The 17065-nt window shown below is 64.6% G+C and carries 12 protein-coding genes; 6 read left to right on the plus strand and 6 right to left on the minus strand.

Going from position 1 to position 17065, the window contains the following annotated elements; all coding sequences use genetic code 11:
• Positions 1 to 29: 29 nt before the first annotated feature.
• Positions 30 to 623 carry a LysR family transcriptional regulator gene (locus Q1A71_RS08255; protein WP_299673909.1) on the minus strand — a complete coding sequence of 198 codons (594 nt, stop codon included), beginning with the start codon at positions 621 to 623 and terminating at the stop codon, positions 30 to 32.
• 155 nt (positions 624 to 778) lie between these two features.
• Here Q1A71_RS08255 and Q1A71_RS08260 point away from each other — a divergent pair, with 155 nt between their 5' ends.
• Both Q1A71_RS08260 and Q1A71_RS08265 read left to right on the plus strand, forming a co-directional pair.
• Complete coding sequence (locus Q1A71_RS08260) at positions 779 to 1162, plus strand: RidA family protein (RefSeq protein ID WP_299673911.1); 384 nt, start codon at positions 779 to 781, stop codon at positions 1160 to 1162.
• On the plus strand, positions 1159 to 1641 hold the full coding sequence (locus tag Q1A71_RS08265) for an L-2-amino-thiazoline-4-carboxylic acid hydrolase (RefSeq protein ID WP_299673913.1): 483 nt from the start codon (positions 1159 to 1161) through the stop codon (positions 1639 to 1641). Before Q1A71_RS08260 ends, Q1A71_RS08265 begins: the two co-directional genes overlap by 4 nt.
• A gap of 54 nt (positions 1642 to 1695) precedes the next feature.
• Here the strand turns inward: Q1A71_RS08265 and Q1A71_RS08270 are convergent, their stop codons facing one another.
• From Q1A71_RS08270 to Q1A71_RS08280, 3 genes are all read right to left on the minus strand, one after another.
• Positions 1696 to 2130, minus strand: a complete 435-nt coding sequence (locus tag Q1A71_RS08270) for a response regulator (RefSeq protein ID WP_299673915.1) — start codon at positions 2128 to 2130, stop codon at positions 1696 to 1698.
• A gap of 111 nt (positions 2131 to 2241) precedes the next feature.
• Positions 2242 to 4545 (minus strand): ATP-binding protein, encoded by a 2304-nt coding sequence (locus Q1A71_RS08275; protein WP_299673917.1) that lies wholly within the window; start codon positions 4543 to 4545, stop codon positions 2242 to 2244.
• 5 nt (positions 4546 to 4550) lie between these two features.
• Complete coding sequence (locus Q1A71_RS08280; protein WP_299673919.1) at positions 4551 to 5303, minus strand: transporter substrate-binding domain-containing protein; 753 nt, start codon at positions 5301 to 5303, stop codon at positions 4551 to 4553.
• Positions 5304 to 6051: 748 nt separating this feature from the next.
• On the opposite strand from Q1A71_RS08280, the gene Q1A71_RS08285 reads away from it, so the two are divergent.
• From Q1A71_RS08285 to Q1A71_RS08300, 4 genes are all read left to right on the plus strand, one after another.
• Positions 6052 to 6276 (plus strand): hypothetical protein, encoded by a 225-nt coding sequence (locus Q1A71_RS08285; RefSeq protein ID WP_299673921.1) that lies wholly within the window; start codon positions 6052 to 6054, stop codon positions 6274 to 6276.
• 254 nt (positions 6277 to 6530) lie between these two features.
• A complete protein-coding gene (locus Q1A71_RS08290) occupies positions 6531 to 11813 on the plus strand; it encodes an ExeM/NucH family extracellular endonuclease (RefSeq protein ID WP_299673923.1) in 5283 nt (1760 codons plus the stop codon).
• Between the two features lie 54 nt (positions 11814 to 11867).
• Complete coding sequence (locus Q1A71_RS08295; RefSeq protein WP_299673925.1) at positions 11868 to 12422, plus strand: PEP-CTERM sorting domain-containing protein; 555 nt, start codon at positions 11868 to 11870, stop codon at positions 12420 to 12422.
• 584 nt (positions 12423 to 13006) lie between these two features.
• Positions 13007 to 15034, plus strand: a complete 2028-nt coding sequence (locus Q1A71_RS08300) for a hypothetical protein (protein WP_299673927.1) — start codon at positions 13007 to 13009, stop codon at positions 15032 to 15034.
• 128 nt (positions 15035 to 15162) lie between these two features.
• On the opposite strand, the gene Q1A71_RS08305 is transcribed toward Q1A71_RS08300, so the two are convergent.
• On the minus strand, positions 15163 to 15942 hold the full coding sequence (locus Q1A71_RS08305; RefSeq protein WP_299673929.1) for an ATP-binding cassette domain-containing protein: 780 nt from the start codon (positions 15940 to 15942) through the stop codon (positions 15163 to 15165).
• Positions 15942 to 17048 carry an ABC transporter permease gene (locus Q1A71_RS08310; RefSeq protein WP_299673931.1) on the minus strand — a complete coding sequence of 369 codons (1107 nt, stop codon included), beginning with the start codon at positions 17046 to 17048 and terminating at the stop codon, positions 15942 to 15944. Before Q1A71_RS08310 ends, Q1A71_RS08305 begins: the two co-directional genes overlap by 1 nt.
• Positions 17049 to 17065 lie beyond the last annotated feature (17 nt).

A 17065-nucleotide genomic window follows, 5' to 3' on the forward strand; every position in this document is an offset into this window, starting at 1 on the left:
CCGGCGCTGGCCAGTCGCGCGTGCGCCGCTCAGTAGACGGTGGCCACCTGCCGGGTGAGATCCTGCAGGATGGCTTTGGATTGGGCGCAGTCGGCGAGGCCGGGTCTGCAGATGAAATGCAGGTCCTCTCCGGCACCGCAGCCGGGCAGGATCACCAGAGCCAGCGCACCGTAGGGGCCGCCGCCGGGCCGGATCAGGCAGTCGATCTCATTGCGGCGCACCCGCTCCACGTCGCTGGTCTCGACCAGGTCGCGCACGTGGTGTTTCAGCGTCTCGCAGTGCTGCGGCCAGGCGTCGGGCAGCAGGCGTCGCACCGCAGGCGCGAGGCCCACGCGAAACTTCTTGCTGTTGATGCCCGGCGCGATGGCTTCCGTCGCCCGGGTCAGATCCTCGAACACGTGCGTGACATCGGGCAGGTAGGCCTCTCCCTCGGCGGTCATCAGCAGGCCCTGCGGCAGCCTCCGGAACAGCGGCACCCCAAGCGAGGCTTCGAGCTTCTTGACCTGCTGGCTGACCGCGCCGGGTGTGAGGCCCAGCTCATCGGCGGCGGTCTTGAAGCTGAGATGGCGCCCCGCAGCCTCGAAGGCGCGCAGGCTGTTGAGCGAGGGCAGTCTGTAGGTCATCGGCAGGTCTCCTGGCGGCAGGATCGCACAAACGGCGGGGCTTGCAGACTCAGTATTTCTCGGTCTGCGCAGGAGATCTTCTGGGTTGGGAGACGGCCCCGGTGCACCCTAGGGTGCGGGCGTGATTTGGGCCAGGAAACAGTGCCGGAGGATTTATGACGTTGGACTATATCTCATCGCCACAGGCGCATGATCGGAAGACCGGCTATGCGCAATGTGTGGCCGTGACGGGGGCGGCGCGCACCGTCTACGTGAGCGGACAGATCCCGGTGCGTGCCGATGGCAGCGTGCCCGAGACCTTCGCGGAGCAGGCCCGGCAGGCCTGGGCGAATGTGCAGGCGCAGCTGGCCGCGGCGGGCCTGGGGCTGGAGCATCTGGTGCGGCATACGACCTACCTGGCCGACCGTGCGGACAGGGCCGAGAACAGCCGCATTCGCCGCGAGGTTTTGGGCTCCCATGAACCGGCGCTGACCGTGATCATCGCCGGGATTTTCGATGAGGCCTGGCTTCTGGAAATCGAAGCGGTGGCGGCGGCATGACCGGCGCGCCCTGCCTGTCGCTGCACGAGAGCGCCGTGCGCGACCGCGCGCGGATCTATCTGGGCATCTTTCGCGAGCTGTCGCAGAGCCACGGCGAAGCGGAAGCGGTCCGCGTGCTGCAGAGTGCCAGCCGCGCCCATGGGCTGGAGGTTGGCGCGGGGCTGGCGCAGTTCGCCCCGCGGGACTTCAAGGGGCTGCTTGCGTCCTATTTCCTGGGACCCGACAGCGCGACCTATGCGCCTGAGCTGCGGGAAATCACTGCCGACTGTGTCGAGGTGCAGTTCATGACCTGTCCGCTCAAGGACGGCTGGCGCGAGATGGGATGCAGCGATGCGGAGGTCTGTACGTTGCTGCGCTGCGCCACCGCCTTTGACGCCGCGCTGTGGGAGGCGGCGGGGTTCGATTATGAGTTGGAGCCCTGGGCGCCGGGCAGGGCCGGGTGCTGCCGGACGCGGGTCACGGAGAAGCGCCGGAGCTGAGGCCGCGGGCGCGGGCCTCCCGCTGCCCTGCACCCCAACCGGCCGCGCGCGGGCCTAGCCCTGCGGGCTGTTCTTCGGCTTGCGGGTCAGAAGGTGGATCGCGTCGAGCAACTCGCCGGTGTCGGTGGGTTTGCCGAGCGCCATATCGGCGCCAAGATCCTTGGTGATGCGCAGCAGGTCGGACAAGCCCTGATTGTGAATCGCACCCGAGATCGCGATGATCGGCATTTCCTTCATCCAGGGCTCGAGATTCCAGCTCAACGCCCCGCGCAGCCGGGAAATCAGGGAGATACCGCCGTCGGGCACGGTCTTGTTGTCGTGCCGCACGATGATATCGGTGATCAGCAGGTCGAAGCGTGTTTTTGAGATCAGCTCAATGGCGTCGGAGGCCGTCGAACAGCACCGCACCGAATGGCCGTTCGCGGCAAGCAGCTCGCTCAGCACAGAGGCGAAGGCCTCGTCATCGTCCATCAACAGTATCTTGACCAAGGGATGCTCCACCTTGTTGACCGGTCCGTCGCCGCCGTGGCACCCCCTTTGCCAATATCGGGATGAAAAAACAAGGCAGGAGCCTGCGGTGCGGCGGACATGGGCACTGTTTCAATGTTCCTTTCCGGCGGCTGCATCAGCCAGCGCTTTGGCCAGAACGTCGGCCAGTTCCACGGGAGGGCAGGGTTTCTGCAGCAGCGGGGCCACCACCTCGCCCATCTCGGAGGAAGTAAACCCGGTATATCCTGACATATAGACAACGGGGAGTTCGGGGCGCAGCTGCCGCGCCTGCCGGGCGAGTTCGAACCCGCCGATGCCGCCGGGCATCACGATGTCGGTGAGCAGCAGGTCGACCTCCGTGCCGCTTTCGAGAACCGCCAGCGCTTCGTTGCCGAAGCGGGCCGGCAGGAACCCGAAGCCCAGCTCCTGGAGCAGGTCCTGCATCACCTCCAGCAGCGGCTCCTCGTCTTCGACCACGAGGATGGTCTGCCCCTGACCCTGGCGAATCGGCAGCCGGGCAATCGGCTCTTCGCGCACGTCCTCGGTGGTGCCGCGGGGCAGGATCATGCGAATCGTGCTGCCAAAGCCGATCTCGGAGTAGATCCGCAGCTCGCCGTCCGCGTGCTGGATGAAGCCATAGACCATGGAGAGGCCCAGGCCGCTGCCCGAGTTCGTGTCCTTGGTGGTAAAGAAGGGATCAATGGCCCGGCGCTTGACCTCTTCGGACATGCCCGGCCCATCGTCGGTCACGGAGATCTCCACATAGCGATGGGCGCGCGCGTCATGGCGTGCGACGTCCTTGGCATGCTCGCGTTTCATGCCCTGCGCGATATAGGCATTCAGATCCTCGCGCCGCAGCGCCAGATCGGCATCGACCTCATCGACCGCGCGCGCCTTGACGGTGATCTTGCCGTCCTTGCCGGTCCGCAGGATCGCGTCGCGGCTGTTCAGCACGAGGTTGAGCAGCGCATTGTCGAGCTGGCCGTGATCGCAGTAGATCAGGATGTCGGGTTCGGGCGGCAGGAAGGTGATCTCCACACTGGCCTCGATCGCCGGGCGAACGAGCGCTTCGACATCGCTGAACACGTCCGACACCTGCCGTGATTTCGACAGGCCGGGCTGCGGTTTGGCAAAGGCGAGCAGCCGTCCCGTGAGCTCGCGCCCGCGCTCCACCGCCCCCAGCGCGGCTTCCAACATCCTGTCGGACCGTTCGGAGAGGTTGTCCGTCCGGGTCAGCTGCATCGCATAGAGGATCGTCGCCAGCAGGTTGTTGAAATCATGGGCGATGCCTCCGGTCAGCTGGCCCAGAGCATCCAGCCGGCCCTTGCGCTCGATCTGCTGGCGGTTTTTCTCCAGCAGCGACACGTCATCCAGGACGATCACACAGCGCAGGCTGCTGGAGGGGTCCTTGACGACGGAGGTGGACACCCGGACATAGCGGTTTTCGCTGCCGCCCTGCCGCGTCATCAGGTGGGTCTCGCCCGCCAGAGCCTGCCCCACCATCACGCGGTTGACCGGATCCGCCGACGATTCCAGCGGATGCATGTCGATGATGTCGAGGAACTTGATCGCCTCCGGCCAGGCAAAGGGTGTTTCCTGCGATGTGCCGCCCAGCATGTGCCGCGCGGCGGGGTTGATCACATCGACCCTGCCCGTCTCGTCCAGGCCGATGATCCCGTTCATCGTGGTGTCGAGCACCAGGCGCAGCTGTTCGGAGGTGGCGGTGAGATCGCGCTCGACATCTTCGAAGTGGTCGCGGGTGGTGTTGATCGCCGTCGCGATTGCGTCCAGATCGTCCGCTCTGCCGCCGGTCCGACGGTCCAGCACCAGGGCGTGGCTCTGGGTCAGCCAGTCGGACCCGGAGACGTATCTGGCGATCTGTCGCAGGTGGCGGCTGACCAAGCGGCCGAAGATGGCCAGAATCGCGATGGAGGCGATGCCCGTCTTGGCCAGGTTCGACAGAAAGAGCACCAGCACCTGGGCATAGAGGTCCGACCAGATCCGCGCCCGGCTGAGGCCGACCTCCAGTGTGCCGACGGGGCTGACGCCGCGCAGCGGATCGCTGTGCAGCAGCGCGATGGTATCCATTTGCAGCTGCTCGCCGTCCTCCTTCGGGCCCCGGGTCCAGCTGGTCCCGGCATCGGTTGTCAGGCTGAGCGCGCCGATATCGGCGCCCGAGAAGATGCCGTCCATGATCTGCCCGACCTGTTGGCTGTCGAAGGACCACAGCGCGGAGCTGAGGCTCTGCCCGAAGCCCTGCTCGATCTGCGCCGTCACCTCATGCAGCGCCTCGTCCTGTCGCACGAAGGTCAGGTAAAGCTGCACCGAGGTCGCCAGCAGAGACAGCACCGCATTGATCGCGAGGACCAGAACCAGCAGCTTGAGCGCCAGCGGGTTGTTCCAACGCGAGGGCACGCCGCTCAGTCCACGGCGTGTTTCTGAAGCAGCGCGGCGAGCGAGCCGTCGGCGCGCATCTCGGCGAGGGCCGTATTGAAGGCGGCGACGATGCGGTCATGATCGGGCCGCCGCTTGGACACCGCCATGTGGATCTTCTGATCGGCCAGCGACGGCTCGAGGAATTCGATCTGATCCAGCAGCCCGGGGTCTTCCATCAGGACCGAGTGGGTCACCACATGGGTGCTGTCGAGCGTCAGGTCGACCCTACCGGCGGCGACCATCTGCACCCCCTGAAGCGTGGTGGTGACCTCGAACTTGTTGAGAAACTCCGCGGTGTCGAAGGCGGGTTCATAGAGAAAGCCGGTCCCCACCGCGATCACATAGGGTGTGAGCGATTGCAGACCGTCATAGCGCACCGAGGAGCCTGTCTTGCGCACGAATTTGACCTGGGTCTCGAAGAACGGCTCCGAGTAGTCCAGCGCCTGCTGCATCTCCGCATCGAGGAACAGGCTGGTGACCACGTCATAGTCGCCGGAGCGGGCCCCGCTCACCACACGCGACCAGGGCAGGATCGCGGTCTCCACCTCGAAGCCAGCGCGGGTCAGCACCGCTTGGGTCACGTCGATGGAGATGCCCTTGCCGGGCAGGGCTGCACCGGAGAAGGGGGGCCATTCATCGGCGACCACGATCAGCTTGTCCTGAGCAGGCGCGGGTGCCGCACTCAGCATCACCCAGGTGGCGGCGATCCCGATCAGACGGTTGACGAACGACCCCATCTTTTCCTCCGCGATGCCGCAAGACCCCGCCCGTCTTGTGCACGCATATGTCGAATTTTACAAGCAGGGGTAGAGCAAAGCCGCGCATCTGTTGCCATCGTGCAGGGGTTGCGGCCCGCCCCGGCGCCGCCTGTGGTGCCACTGCCCCCGCTGGGCCGGCCCTTTTCGAGACGTCGGGGACAGGCCTCATGCATCCGCGCAAGACCTGCTTGCAGCGCTTTGGGTTCCCGCCGGGGCGGGTGCGCGATATCTCATGCCCATGACGCGTACGGTGTGCGTGATCGGTGGAGGCGATGCTGGCAGCTTTGCCCCGACCGGTTCGACCTCCGGCGCGGTGAGTGAACAAGGTTGTTTGGTTGCCATGGTGCGGCACATGTCGTGACACAGCGAGATGGCGCCCGGGCGGGTCGGCCCCCTGGTGGGTCGTCTTGCCCGGGCCTCCAGCGGCGATGACGGGCGGGGCCATCTGGCACGCGCCAGGCCATGCCGCGCGCGGCGACTCGCCACGGGTCGCAAGGGACGGGAGAACAGGATCGGACTCAAAAGTATCAACCCACCCGTGCACCCCTACAACCTATCGTATCAGATTCCGCGTCCTATCGCAGAATTTCCTTTAAAAAAGGCCGTTTGACGGCCTGCTGATGTCAACCAACCCTTTCCAGTCCCAGTCGAAGTTGTTACGTTTTGCCCCTGTAACAGGGGAGCAGCGTGCGGTTGGGGCTGAATGGCGAATAAAAGGATAGAGCGCGTGCAAACCGGTGTTCGCATCGAAAAGCGCATCTTAAAAGTTCTCAAGGCGGTCGCCGCGCAGCATGAAATGTCGCTGGGAGATTTGCTGGAAGGCATTCTGCTCCACAGCTTCGAAGGCAAGTCCCCTTTCGATGACGATACGCTCAGCTTTATCGAGCAGATGCGTAGCGCCTACGGCCTCGAACTGACCTCTGCGGACAGCGTGCCGGCCGGCGAAGACTGATCTGCCGGGCGGGCGCCCGGACCTTCTCGTGAGCATTGGAAAGGCCCGGACCGCCGGCGCAGGGCGATGCCTGTGATTGCATCACCCAAGCACGGGCGCCCCGACGTCACCCGCGTCGCGTGCAGAAATTTCTAGGCAATCGTTAACAACCCGTTACAAATAAATTCTACCGATGAGCGAAGTGGGTGTGGTCGCTGGTCGCCTGATCAGGTCAGGGCACGCCCGCCGTCTTTGTTTCAAGAATGGATCCTGCTATGCGCCGTCAGATTTACGCGAACACCTTCAATGATTTTCTGGGTTTGGGACTGGCGGATACGCCTGCGGCTGGACAGCTCGATGCGATGCTGTGGTCGGTCGAGGGGTTCAACTCCGAGGCGGACCTGGCGCGGGGAGAAACAGACGGTGGCGTATCGACGGGCGGGCTCTATGCGCTGAACCGCGGCGCTGGAGACAATGCGCTCTACCTGCAGCCGGGGGGCAGCGATTTCACCCCGGGCAGCCTGACGCTCGCGCTCGAGAGCGGACCCACCGATCTTACGGATGTGGTGGTCAGCTTCGAGCGGCTCGTCACCAACGACCAGCCGCGCAGCAACGCCTTCGATCTGTCGTTCTCGCTGGACGGTGTGACCTTCCAGCCGCTTGACACCTTCGCCAGCGCGGCGGCAGCGGATGCCAATGGCGTGGTCTCCTCCACCGTGGCGGTGCCGCTGCCGGACCTTCCCGCCAATACCACCTTCTATCTGCGCTGGGACGGGGATGATGTGGAGGGCAGCGGGGCCCGCGACGAGTTCGGCATCGACAATCTGCTTGTGGACGGGCTCGAGGCGACCGATGGCGAAGGCGGCGTTTTCACGCTGGAACTGCTGCATATCGCCGATCAGGAAGCCTCCTCCGGCGCGGTGGTCGACGCGCCCAACCTCTCCGCCGTGCTGAACGCGCTCCGCGCGCAGGATCTGGGCGATGATGGCGAGCCGGACAACACGCTGACGCTCTCGTCGGGTGACGCGATCATCCCCGGTGTGTTCTTCGATGCCTCCGAGGCCATTTTCGGCTCCGCCGGCATCGCGGATATCCAGATCCAGAACGAGCTGGGCATTCAGGCCATCGCCTTGGGCAACCACGAATTTGATTTCGGTACCGAAGCGCTGGCCGGTCTCATTTCGGGCGAGGCGCCCGGCGATGTCTTCAGCACCGATTTCGGCGGCACGGAGTTCGCCTATCTCTCCGCCAATCTCGAGTTCTCCACCGATACGAACCTTGCGCCCCTCGAAGTGGCGGGGGGTGGATCCGCGCTCGGCAATACCGTGACCTCCTCGGTGGTGCTGGAGACGGGCGGCGAGAAGATCGGCGTGGTGGGGGCGACGACCCCGACGCTCGGGCGCATCTCGAACCCCGGCGATCTGGGTATCCTGCCGGGAGATTTCGATGACACGCCAACGCCGGAGCAGCTGGACGCGCTGGCCGCACAGATCCAGGCCGAAGTGGACGGTCTGCTGGCTGCCGATCCGAGCATGAACAAGGTGATCCTGCTGTCGCATATGCAGCGGCTGACCCTCGAACAGGAGCTCGCCGCGCGGCTGGAGCATGTGGACGTGATCGTCGCGGGCGGCTCCAACACCCGCCTCTTTGACGAGAATGACCGCCCGCGCGACGGCGACAGCGTGCAGGGTGACTATCCGATCTTCGTGCAGAACGCCGGCGGCACCCAGACCGCCGTGGTCAACACCGATGGCAGCTACAAATATGTGGGCCGTCTGGTCATCGACTTCGACGAAGACGGCAACATTATCCCCGGCTCCTATGACGCGGAGGTCTCCGGCGCCTATGCGACGGATGCCCAGGGCGTGGCAGACCTCGGCGCCGAAGCGCTGGTGGACCCGGAAATCCAGGCCATTGCGGACGCCATCGAAGCGCAGATCATCGCCACGGAATCGAACGTCTTCGGCAGCTCTGAGGTGTTCCTGAATGGCAACCGCTCCGGCGCCGAAGGGGACCCGGACGGGGTACGCACCCAGGAAACCAACCTCGGCAATCTGACCGCCGATGCCAACCTTGCCGCGGCCAAGGAGGCCGATGATACGGTCGTGGTGTCGATCAAGAACGGTGGCGGCATCCGCGCCTCCATCGGCGAAACCGTGGTGCTGCCGGGCGATACGACCGCCACGCGCCTGCCCAACGGCGAGATTGTCGACAGCGACGGGAATATCGTGAAACCAGAAGGCGGCATCAGCCAGAACGACATCCAGACCACGCTGGCCTTCAACAACGGGCTGACCCTGCTGACGTTGACCAAGGCGGAACTGGTCGCGGTGCTGGAGCATGGCGTCGGCGGACTGCCGGATGTGGCGGGCCGCTTCCCTCAGGTGTCGGGCGTCGAATTCTCCTTCGACCCGGACCTTGAAGCGGGCAGCCGCATCGTGAACGCGGAAATCGTCGATGCGGACGGCACCCAGATTGCCGAGCTGGTCCGCGACGGCGCGATCGTCGGCGACGAGAGCCAGGAATTCCGCATCGTGACGCTGAACTTCCTCGCCGGGGGCGGGGACGGCTTTCCCTTCCCGCAGGGCGAGAGCGCCAACCGGGTCGATCTGGCGCAGGACGGGGCGCCGCGGACGGGGGACGCCACTTTCGCCGATGACGGCTCCGAACAGGATGCGCTGGCCGAATACCTCGACGATCTCGACGCGCCGTTCGACGAGGCCGACAGCGACCCCAGTGGCGACACCCGCATCCAGAACCTGAACTTCCGCGAGGACACCGTCTTCGACGAGGGTGGCAGTGACGACAGCGTGGTGATCAACGAAGTGCTCTCCAGCACCACGGGCACGGATTCCGAATATGTGGAGCTCTTCGGCACGCCCGGTGCCGCGCTCGACGGGCTCAGCCTGATCGTTGTGGACAGCAACACCGGCGCCTCCAAGGGCACCATCACCTATCGTCTCGATTTCGCGCCCGGCACGGTGCTCGGCGACAACGGGTTCCTGCTCCTCGCCAACCAGATCGCCGAGGCGACCTATGGCGTCGAGGCCAATATCTCTCTGCCCACCGATGCGTTCCAGAACAGCTCGTCGACCTTCGCGTTGGTCGAAACCGCGAGCCTCTCTGGTGACAGCGTCACCGGCAGCGAGGTGGTGATCGATTCCGTGGCCACCGTGAATGAGGATGGCGACACATCTGTTCTGGGCGCGCCGGTCGTGGGACCGGACGGCAACTTCCTGCCCGCGGGCGTCGGCCGCATCGAGGACGGCGTCGACACCGATACGGCCGCTGATTTCGAGCTCCTCAGCTTCGGCAACAACCCGGAGGTCAACACGCCCACGGCGGGGACCGGCCTCGGCGGCGGTGGCGGGGGCGGTGGCAACATCGACGATGCGCCCACGCTGATCAGCGAGATCCAGGGCAGCGGTGCGGCCAGCGGCCTGGTGGGGCAGACCGTGGTCGTCGAGGCGATCGTGACCGGTGATTTCCAGAACGGCGATGATGACAGCTTCCGCGATCTTGGCGGCTTCTTCCTGATGGAGGAAAGCTCTGACCAGGACGCCGATGCCCTGACCTCCGAAGGTATCTTCGCCTTTGAGGGCGGGGGCGGTCTGCTCACGGATGTGAACGACGGCGACAAGGTCCGCGTGCTCGGCACCGTGATCGAACGCTTCGGCAAGACCACGATCCAAGTGCAGGAGATCCGGGTGGAAGAGCCCGGCGCGGTGGATCCGCTGTCGCTGGCGCAGTCGATCACGCTGCCCGATCTCGAGGATCGCGAGGCGTTCGAGAGCATGCTGGTCACCATCGACGAGGCGCTGACCTTCACCGAGAGCTTCGACTATGAGGATTTCGGGCGCGCCACGCTCTCGTCGGATGGCCCGGTCTACCAGTACAGCCAGCTCAACACGCCGGATGCGGCGGGCAACGCCGCCTATCAGGAGGAGGTCGCCAACCGCCTCATCGCCATCGACGATGGCACCAACAGCGCGCGAGGCGATTTCGACCCGATCACGCTGCCCGATGGCTCGCTGGTCGAAGGGCCCGTGGAGGGCGTGCGCATGGGGCAGTCGGTCGACGGGCTGACCGCGATCATGGATTTCGACTTCGGCGAATTCCGCCTGCGCCTGCCTGAAGGTGTCGCCTTCGAGCTGGACGCAGAGACCAACCCCGTGCCCGCCGAACCCGAAGATGTGGGCAGCGACTACAAGGTCGGCTCGCTCAACGTGCTGAACTATTTCACCACGCTTGAGGGCACCATCGACAATGGCGAGAACCCGCGCGGGGCCGAAAACCCCGAGGAGCTGGCGCGCCAGACCGAGAAGTTGGTGCAGACCATTCTCGGCATGGAGAGCGACGTGATCGGCCTCATCGAGATCGAGAACGACTTTGCCGGCGATGAGTTTGCGATCAAGACGCTGGTAGGTGAGATCAACGCCACGCTGGGCTCCGAGGTCTGGTCCTTCGTCGATCCGGGCACCGAGTTCGTGGGCGATGACGCCATTGCCGTCGCCTTCATCTACGACACCACCACCACCAAGCTGGTGGGCGATGCGGCGATCCTGGATACGGACGCCTTCCTCGACCCGCTGGGCGCGGGGCAGGGGGGCGATGCCTTCAACCGGGCAGCACTTGCACAAAGCTTCGAGCAGATCGACACCGGTGGCGTCTTCACCGCCTCCGTGAACCACTTCAAATCCAAGGGCTCGCCCACGGGCGCGGTCGAGGATCAGGACCAGGGCGATGGCGCCGGGCGCAACAACGCCACCCGCGAGCTGGCCGCGCAGGAGCTGGCGGAGTGGCTCGAGACCAACCCGACGGGCGTTGACGACGAGGACGTGATGATCCTCGGGGATCTCAACGCCTATGCCCGCGAGACCCCGATCCAGGTGCTGGAGGCCGCAGGTTACACCGATCTGGCACGGACCTTCGAGGGCGATGACGTCTACTCCTACCGGTTTAGCGGCCAGATCGGCACGCTGGACTATGCGCTCGCAAACGAGGGGCTGCTGGGGCAGGTGACGGGGGCAACCACCTGGAACGTGAACGCCGATACGCCGGTCTTCTTCGACTACAACCTCGACGACACGTTCACCGGTCCGAACACCCTGCGCCCGACGGATCAGGGCCTGTTCGACGGCAGCACCCCGCTGCGCGGCTCCGATCACGACCCGGTCATCGTCGGCCTGGATCTGGAGCGGGACACTGACTTGCTGATCGCGGGCACCTCGGGGAACGACCGCCTCAACGGCACCGATGCGGCGGAACAGATCGTCTCTGGCGGGGGCCGCATCGACGTGGTGACAGGCGGCGGTGGCGCCGACACCTTCGTCTTCACCGATCTCGAGGGCGCGCGCGATGGCCTGCGCATCCTCGACTTCGAAGCCGGGGTCGATACGCTCGATCTGGATGGCGCGATCATCGCCGCCACCCGCACCCTCGGGCGCGACAACCTGCTGCTGCAACTGGAGGAGGATCGCGACAGCATCTTCCTGCGCGGTATCGACGATCTCGACGACATCACGATCATCAACGAAGGGATCTTCGAGATCGCCTAAGTCTCTCGGTGCGGCGGTTGTCGCCGCGCCCTCTATCTTTGAAGGATTTTACCCATGAAACACTTGAGTGCCTTTATAGCCAGCCTGTTGCTGCTGGCCCCGATCTCGGCACAGGCCGCGTCTGTTCTGGTCTACGAAGCAACCGGCGAAGCCATCGTGGACGTCACCGACGGGACGCGCTTTGCGGGTGCGTTTTTCGACTTGGGCCTTGATGACATCGATGTGGCCGCCGAAGCAGACACCACCGGCGCCACGGTCGATGCCGGGCTCTTCGTGTCGTCCTTTCTGAGCGCCACCGGCGTGCTGCTCGAAAGCACGACGGTTGTCAGCAGCGACCTGACCCTCAATGATCCCGACAACGGGCTGGCGACCGAAGATTTCTTCACCGTGGTCTTCGGGGATCTGTCGGGGGACGACGCGGGTCTCTTCGGCGATACCGCAACGGTCGTCTTTTCCTTCTTCGAGGAAACAGCTGCGGGCGATCTCTATTCGCCTGTCACCGCCCGGGTTTACTCCGACCTGACGCCCGTCCCGGCGCCTGCGGCGCTGCCCTTGCTCATGGTCGGCCTGGGCGGTCTGGTGGCATTGCGCCGCCGCGCCAAGCGGTAGGGCGGTCTGCGCACCGGCTCGACAGGCGGCCTTTGCGGTCGCCTTCGGCTCTTCCTCGGCCCGCAACCCGCGCAACCCCAGCGCAAAAGACAGGTGGGTGCCGCGGTGCAAGAGCTCGCGAATGAGGTCGAAGCCCGAGGCACGGAAGCGATAGACCGACATCGCCGCAAACGCTGCGATGATCATGATCCAAAGCGGACGCCCCGTGCTGCGAAAGGTGGGTCCCGGGTCGTCCTTGCGCGCGATCTCGCGCCCGTCGCCCGGCGGCAGCGTCTCTTCTCGGTCTGATGTCATTGACCCCATCCGGCACGGCATGAGAGACGCTCGGGCATGCGGGGCGCCCGGGCAATGCGCCTTGCTGCGGCTTTCGTCAGCAGACCGGCGCCCCCATAAAACCACGCGGTCCCGGTGCGCCGCGACACCTCCACGCCATTCAGCGCCGGGCCAGACGCGCCTGTCTTTCCCTTGGCGCGATCCTCCGGGGAGGCGGCACAGGACCCGCCTGTGTGTGATGCACGTCATAGGCGAGATGCGGGAATCATGCTAAACACGGCTCATTGGTTAAGGTTTTTTGGACTGACGGGATGGGGCGGCATTTAGTACTCACGGTTCACGGCATCGGCGAACAGAAACCTGGCGAGACGGTCGACGCGGTGGTGGGCGCCGCCACAACGCGCTTTCCCGGGATCGACCGCGTGCCGGTCACGGTCGAACGCGATCTGATCCAGCTGGCCGAGGAAGAGTTCGACGGAACCTCGCGCAACGCGAAGCTTTTCCCGATGCACCTGCGCCGGGTGCGCCCGGTCGACGGGGACGATGAAACGCTCTTCGCCGAGGTCTACTGGGCGGATCGCTCTCCGGCGCCGGTGGGCCCGTTCCGCACGATTTTCGATCTGCTGAGAGTGGTCCTGGGCCTCGGCTATCTGGCCATGGACAACGTGGAGAACAATCGCGGCTGGTTCCCGACCGGTGTGGTGCATCTCTTCACCTGGGTCTTCTATGGGCTTGTGGCGCCCCTGAACGCGATGCTGGCACTGGGGGCGGGGCTTCTGCTGGTGGACGTGACCGCGCTGAACATCGTTGCCAGCGACGTACCTGCGGCCCGGCGCGACTGGACCGACATCCCGCTCATATGGGTGTTTCTTCTGCATGGGCTGCTCACGCTCGGGGTCGGTGTGGTGACCGCCGCCCGGGCCAACACCTACCTCGTGCGCATCTTCGGACGCGGCATGACCGTGCTGGGTGTGGTGATGCTGTTTCTCTGGGAATACGGCATCTTCGGCGGTGACTTCTGCGATCATGTCACCTGCGAGACCGCGGCAAAGGGCCAGTTCGCCAATCTGGATGCCTTCGTCACCTATAGCGTTGCGACACTGGGTGTGTCCTGGGCCGCCGTGGTCGTGCTGGCGCTGACCAGCTACCTCACCCTGATCTTCCAGAGCGCGGCCGCGCCGCCCGAGACGCCGGTGGGACACCGCAACATCTATCCCAGTATCTGCACCGCGATGATCCTGTTCTGGATGGTGATTTCCAGCGCGATCTGGATGGGGTTTGTGGAACTGGTCGAGACCACGGCCCCAAAGACGGAGGAGAGCGCATCGTCGCAGAGCAGCCCCACCCCGGAAGAGACCGGGAACAAGGGCCTCGAACTTCTCAACACGTATTTTGCCGATCCGATGAACCAGGCCATGGGCACGCTGTCGATCACCTTTGTTGGACTGATCCTGCTGGTCCTCGTGGCGGTGCTGATCGTGGCTGTGCGGGTCTTCAACAAGCAACTGCTCTACAAGCAGGGCGAACTTGGCTCCCGCATCATTCTGAACATCGCGCTGCAGTGGGCTTTCTTCATCGCGCTCTCGCTGATTGCGGTGTTTATCGTCTATGACACGCACCACGGGACCAGCATGTCAGAGGAGGATGCGCGATGCGTGCTGGCCGAGGCCACCGGCTCTTTCGATCAGGCCGTGATCTGCCTGCAGGAGGTGGTCAGCCCAATCGCCACGGCGGCGATGCTGGGGCTCTTTGTTTTGATCTACAACTTTTCCAGCGTTGTTGCGGGTGGGTTGGGCGTGGTCCGCGATATCGTGACCTACGCGGTCGTCAGGAACTGCAAGTGGCTCAGCTCCGTCGAGGAGCGGCGCCCCAATTTCCATGAGCGCAACGCCATCGACGCCCGGTTCCGCCGGGTGCTCTACTATGGTGCCGAAGCGCTGAAACCTGACCGGATCACGGTGATCTCGCACTCGCAGGGCACCGTGATCACCACCCAGATGCTGCAGAACACATGGGTCAAACGGAAGATCGCCAAGCTTGCCGAGGTCCGGCCGAGCGGACAGGCGCCCGACGTTCTGCTGGTGACCATGGGCTCGCCCGTCACCCATATTTATCGTCGGTATTTCCGGCATTTCTTTCAGGTGGCGCTGGCGGACATGCCTGAGCGCACCATCTGGCACAACATCCATCGCAGCGACGATTTCGTCGGCACCACCATCGACGGTGTTGACGGGCTGGCCGGCAACTGGGCGGTGCCTGCCGGCGGGCACACGGGCTATTTCACCGATTTCCACGTCTGGGACCGGCTGTGGAACAAGGTGGGCTTTCGGCTGTTCTGAACAGATCCGTTTGAGCAGGCCCCGGGGGAAGTGCGCTTGCCCCCATCGAGGGCGCGCGCGCACTGTCCGGCTTGTCAGCCGGACGGGGCGGTCGTGCGATCTGTCAGGATAGGCGCCGGGCCTGTCCGCTAGACGGTGCCGCCGAGGCTGCCTTCGAGCTTCACCATCTCCTGGCCACCGGCCATCATGTCCTGCAGCTCTTCCGGCGTGATCTCGCCGCGCACCGCGGTCCCAAGCGTCTGGCCGCGGTTCAGCACAGTAAACCGGTCGCCCACCGCCATCGCATGGCGCACGTTGTGGGTGATGAACACGACGGCGATGCCCTGTTTGCGCACGGTGTCGATGGTCGCCAGCACATTCGCCGTCTGCCGCACGCCCAAGGCCGAGGTCGGCTCGTCCAGGATCAGCACCTTGGCCCCGAAATGCACCGCGCGCGCAATCGCCACCGTCTGGCGTTCGCCGCCCGAGAGCGTGCCCACCGCCTGATCGGGTCCGCGCAGGTTGATGCCCATCTTGCGCATCTCCTCCATGGTCACGCGGTTGGCGTAGTCATGATCGAAGAAGCTGATCCCGGCAATTTTCTTCATCGGCTCGTTGCCCATGAAGAAATTCCGGCTGACCGACATCAGCGGGATCATCGACAGATGCTGATGCACCGTGGCAATTCCCGCCGCCATCGCATCGCGCGGGTCGGCGAAGTCGAGCGGCTGGCCCTCGAAGATGATCTCGCCGCTGGTGGGTTTATGCACGCCGGACATGGTCTTGATGAACGTCGACTTCCCCGCGCCGTTGTCGCCCAGCAGGCAGTGGCACTCGCCCGGGAACACATCGACCGAGACGCCCGCCAGCGCGATGACAGAGCCGAAGTGCTTCTGAATGTCCTTCATCTGGATGATCGGATCGGCCATCAGCGTTCTCCCGTGATGATGCGGCGGATGTAGGTGTTCAGGATCACGGCAAAGAGCAGGATGACCCCCAGGAACACCCGAAAGAGGCTTGATTCAACGCCCGCGAAGAACAGCCCCTGTTGCACGACGCCGAAGATCAACGCGCCCAATGCCGCGCCGATCACCGAGCCGTACCCACCCGTGAGCAGCGCGCCACCGATGACCACCGCGATGATCGCCTCGAACTCCTTCAGCAGCCCCCGGTCGGCCCCTGCGGAGCCGAACTCCATGACCTGACAGACCGCAAAGACCGTGGCGCAGAAGGCGGTGAACATGAACATCAGGACCTTGACCTTGTTCACGGGCACGCCCGAGTTGCGCGCGGCCTCGGCGTCGCCGCCTGCTGCGAAGATCCAATTGCCGAATCGTGTGCGGGTCAGCAGGATGTGCCCGAATATGATCAGAGCAATGGCCCAGACGATCAGCATCGGGATGCCGTCGACCACCGGTTCACCCGCCCGCGTGCCACGCTCAAAGACCCCGATCACGCCCATATCGCCGAGCCACTGAAAGATAGGCTGGCCGATCTTGCCGCCGAAGATAGGCGCAAGCCAGTCGCCCTCGGCCGCATCGCGAATACCGCCGATGATGGTTTTGCGCTCAATGGTTTGGGGGATGTAGATGGTGAAGCCGCGCAGGATGAACAGGAATGCCAGTGTGACGATGAAGCTCGGCAGGCCTGTGCGCACCACGATCCACCCGTTGAGCGCGCCCAAAGCGCAGCAAATCACGAAGGTGATGAGGATCGCGATCCACATTGGCCAGGCCAGGACCACGCCGAAAACAGCGATCATCATGCCCGCAAAGCCGATCATCGAGCCTACCGAGAGGTCGAACTCCCCGGCGATCATCAAAAGGCACGCCCCCACCGCGATGATCATGAATTGCGCCGAGACAATCGACCAGTTCATGACGCCCTGGCTGTTGAACATACCTGAATCGAAGGCAAAGAGCGCAAACAGCGTGAAGACCGCGACGGTCCCCACCATGCCGCCCAACTCCGGCCGGATCAGCGCGCGCCGCAGCGGCGATATCTCTTTTATGCGCTCGTCAGTGGTGTCTGCCATGGCCTCATCCCCCGGTG

Origin of the sequence: uncultured Roseobacter sp., assembly GCF_947493125.1 — a bacterium.
Classification (GTDB): domain Bacteria; phylum Pseudomonadota; class Alphaproteobacteria; order Rhodobacterales; family Rhodobacteraceae; genus Roseobacter.

What these genes read in the sequence shown, in the direction of transcription:
- Q1A71_RS08255 (WP_299673909.1), bottom strand. Translation starts at nt 623, where the DNA reads ATGACCTACAGACTGCCCTCGCTCAACAGCCTGCGCGCCTTCGAGGCT.
- Q1A71_RS08260 (WP_299673911.1), top strand. Translation starts at nt 779, where the DNA reads ATGACGTTGGACTATATCTCATCGCCACAGGCGCATGATCGGAAGACC.
- Q1A71_RS08280 (WP_299673919.1), bottom strand. Translation starts at nt 5,303, where the DNA reads ATGGGGTCGTTCGTCAACCGTCTGATCGGGATCGCCGCCACCTGGGTG.
- Q1A71_RS08305 (WP_299673929.1), bottom strand. Translation starts at nt 15,942, where the DNA reads ATGGCCGATCCGATCATCCAGATGAAGGACATTCAGAAGCACTTCGGC.
- Q1A71_RS08290 (WP_299673923.1), top strand. Translation starts at nt 6,531, where the DNA reads ATGCGCCGTCAGATTTACGCGAACACCTTCAATGATTTTCTGGGTTTG.
- Q1A71_RS08265 (WP_299673913.1), top strand. Translation starts at nt 1,159, where the DNA reads ATGACCGGCGCGCCCTGCCTGTCGCTGCACGAGAGCGCCGTGCGCGAC.
- Q1A71_RS08300 (WP_299673927.1), top strand. Translation starts at nt 13,007, where the DNA reads ATGGGGCGGCATTTAGTACTCACGGTTCACGGCATCGGCGAACAGAAA.
- Q1A71_RS08295 (WP_299673925.1), top strand. Translation starts at nt 11,868, where the DNA reads ATGAAACACTTGAGTGCCTTTATAGCCAGCCTGTTGCTGCTGGCCCCG.
- Q1A71_RS08310 (WP_299673931.1), bottom strand. Translation starts at nt 17,048, where the DNA reads ATGGCAGACACCACTGACGAGCGCATAAAAGAGATATCGCCGCTGCGG.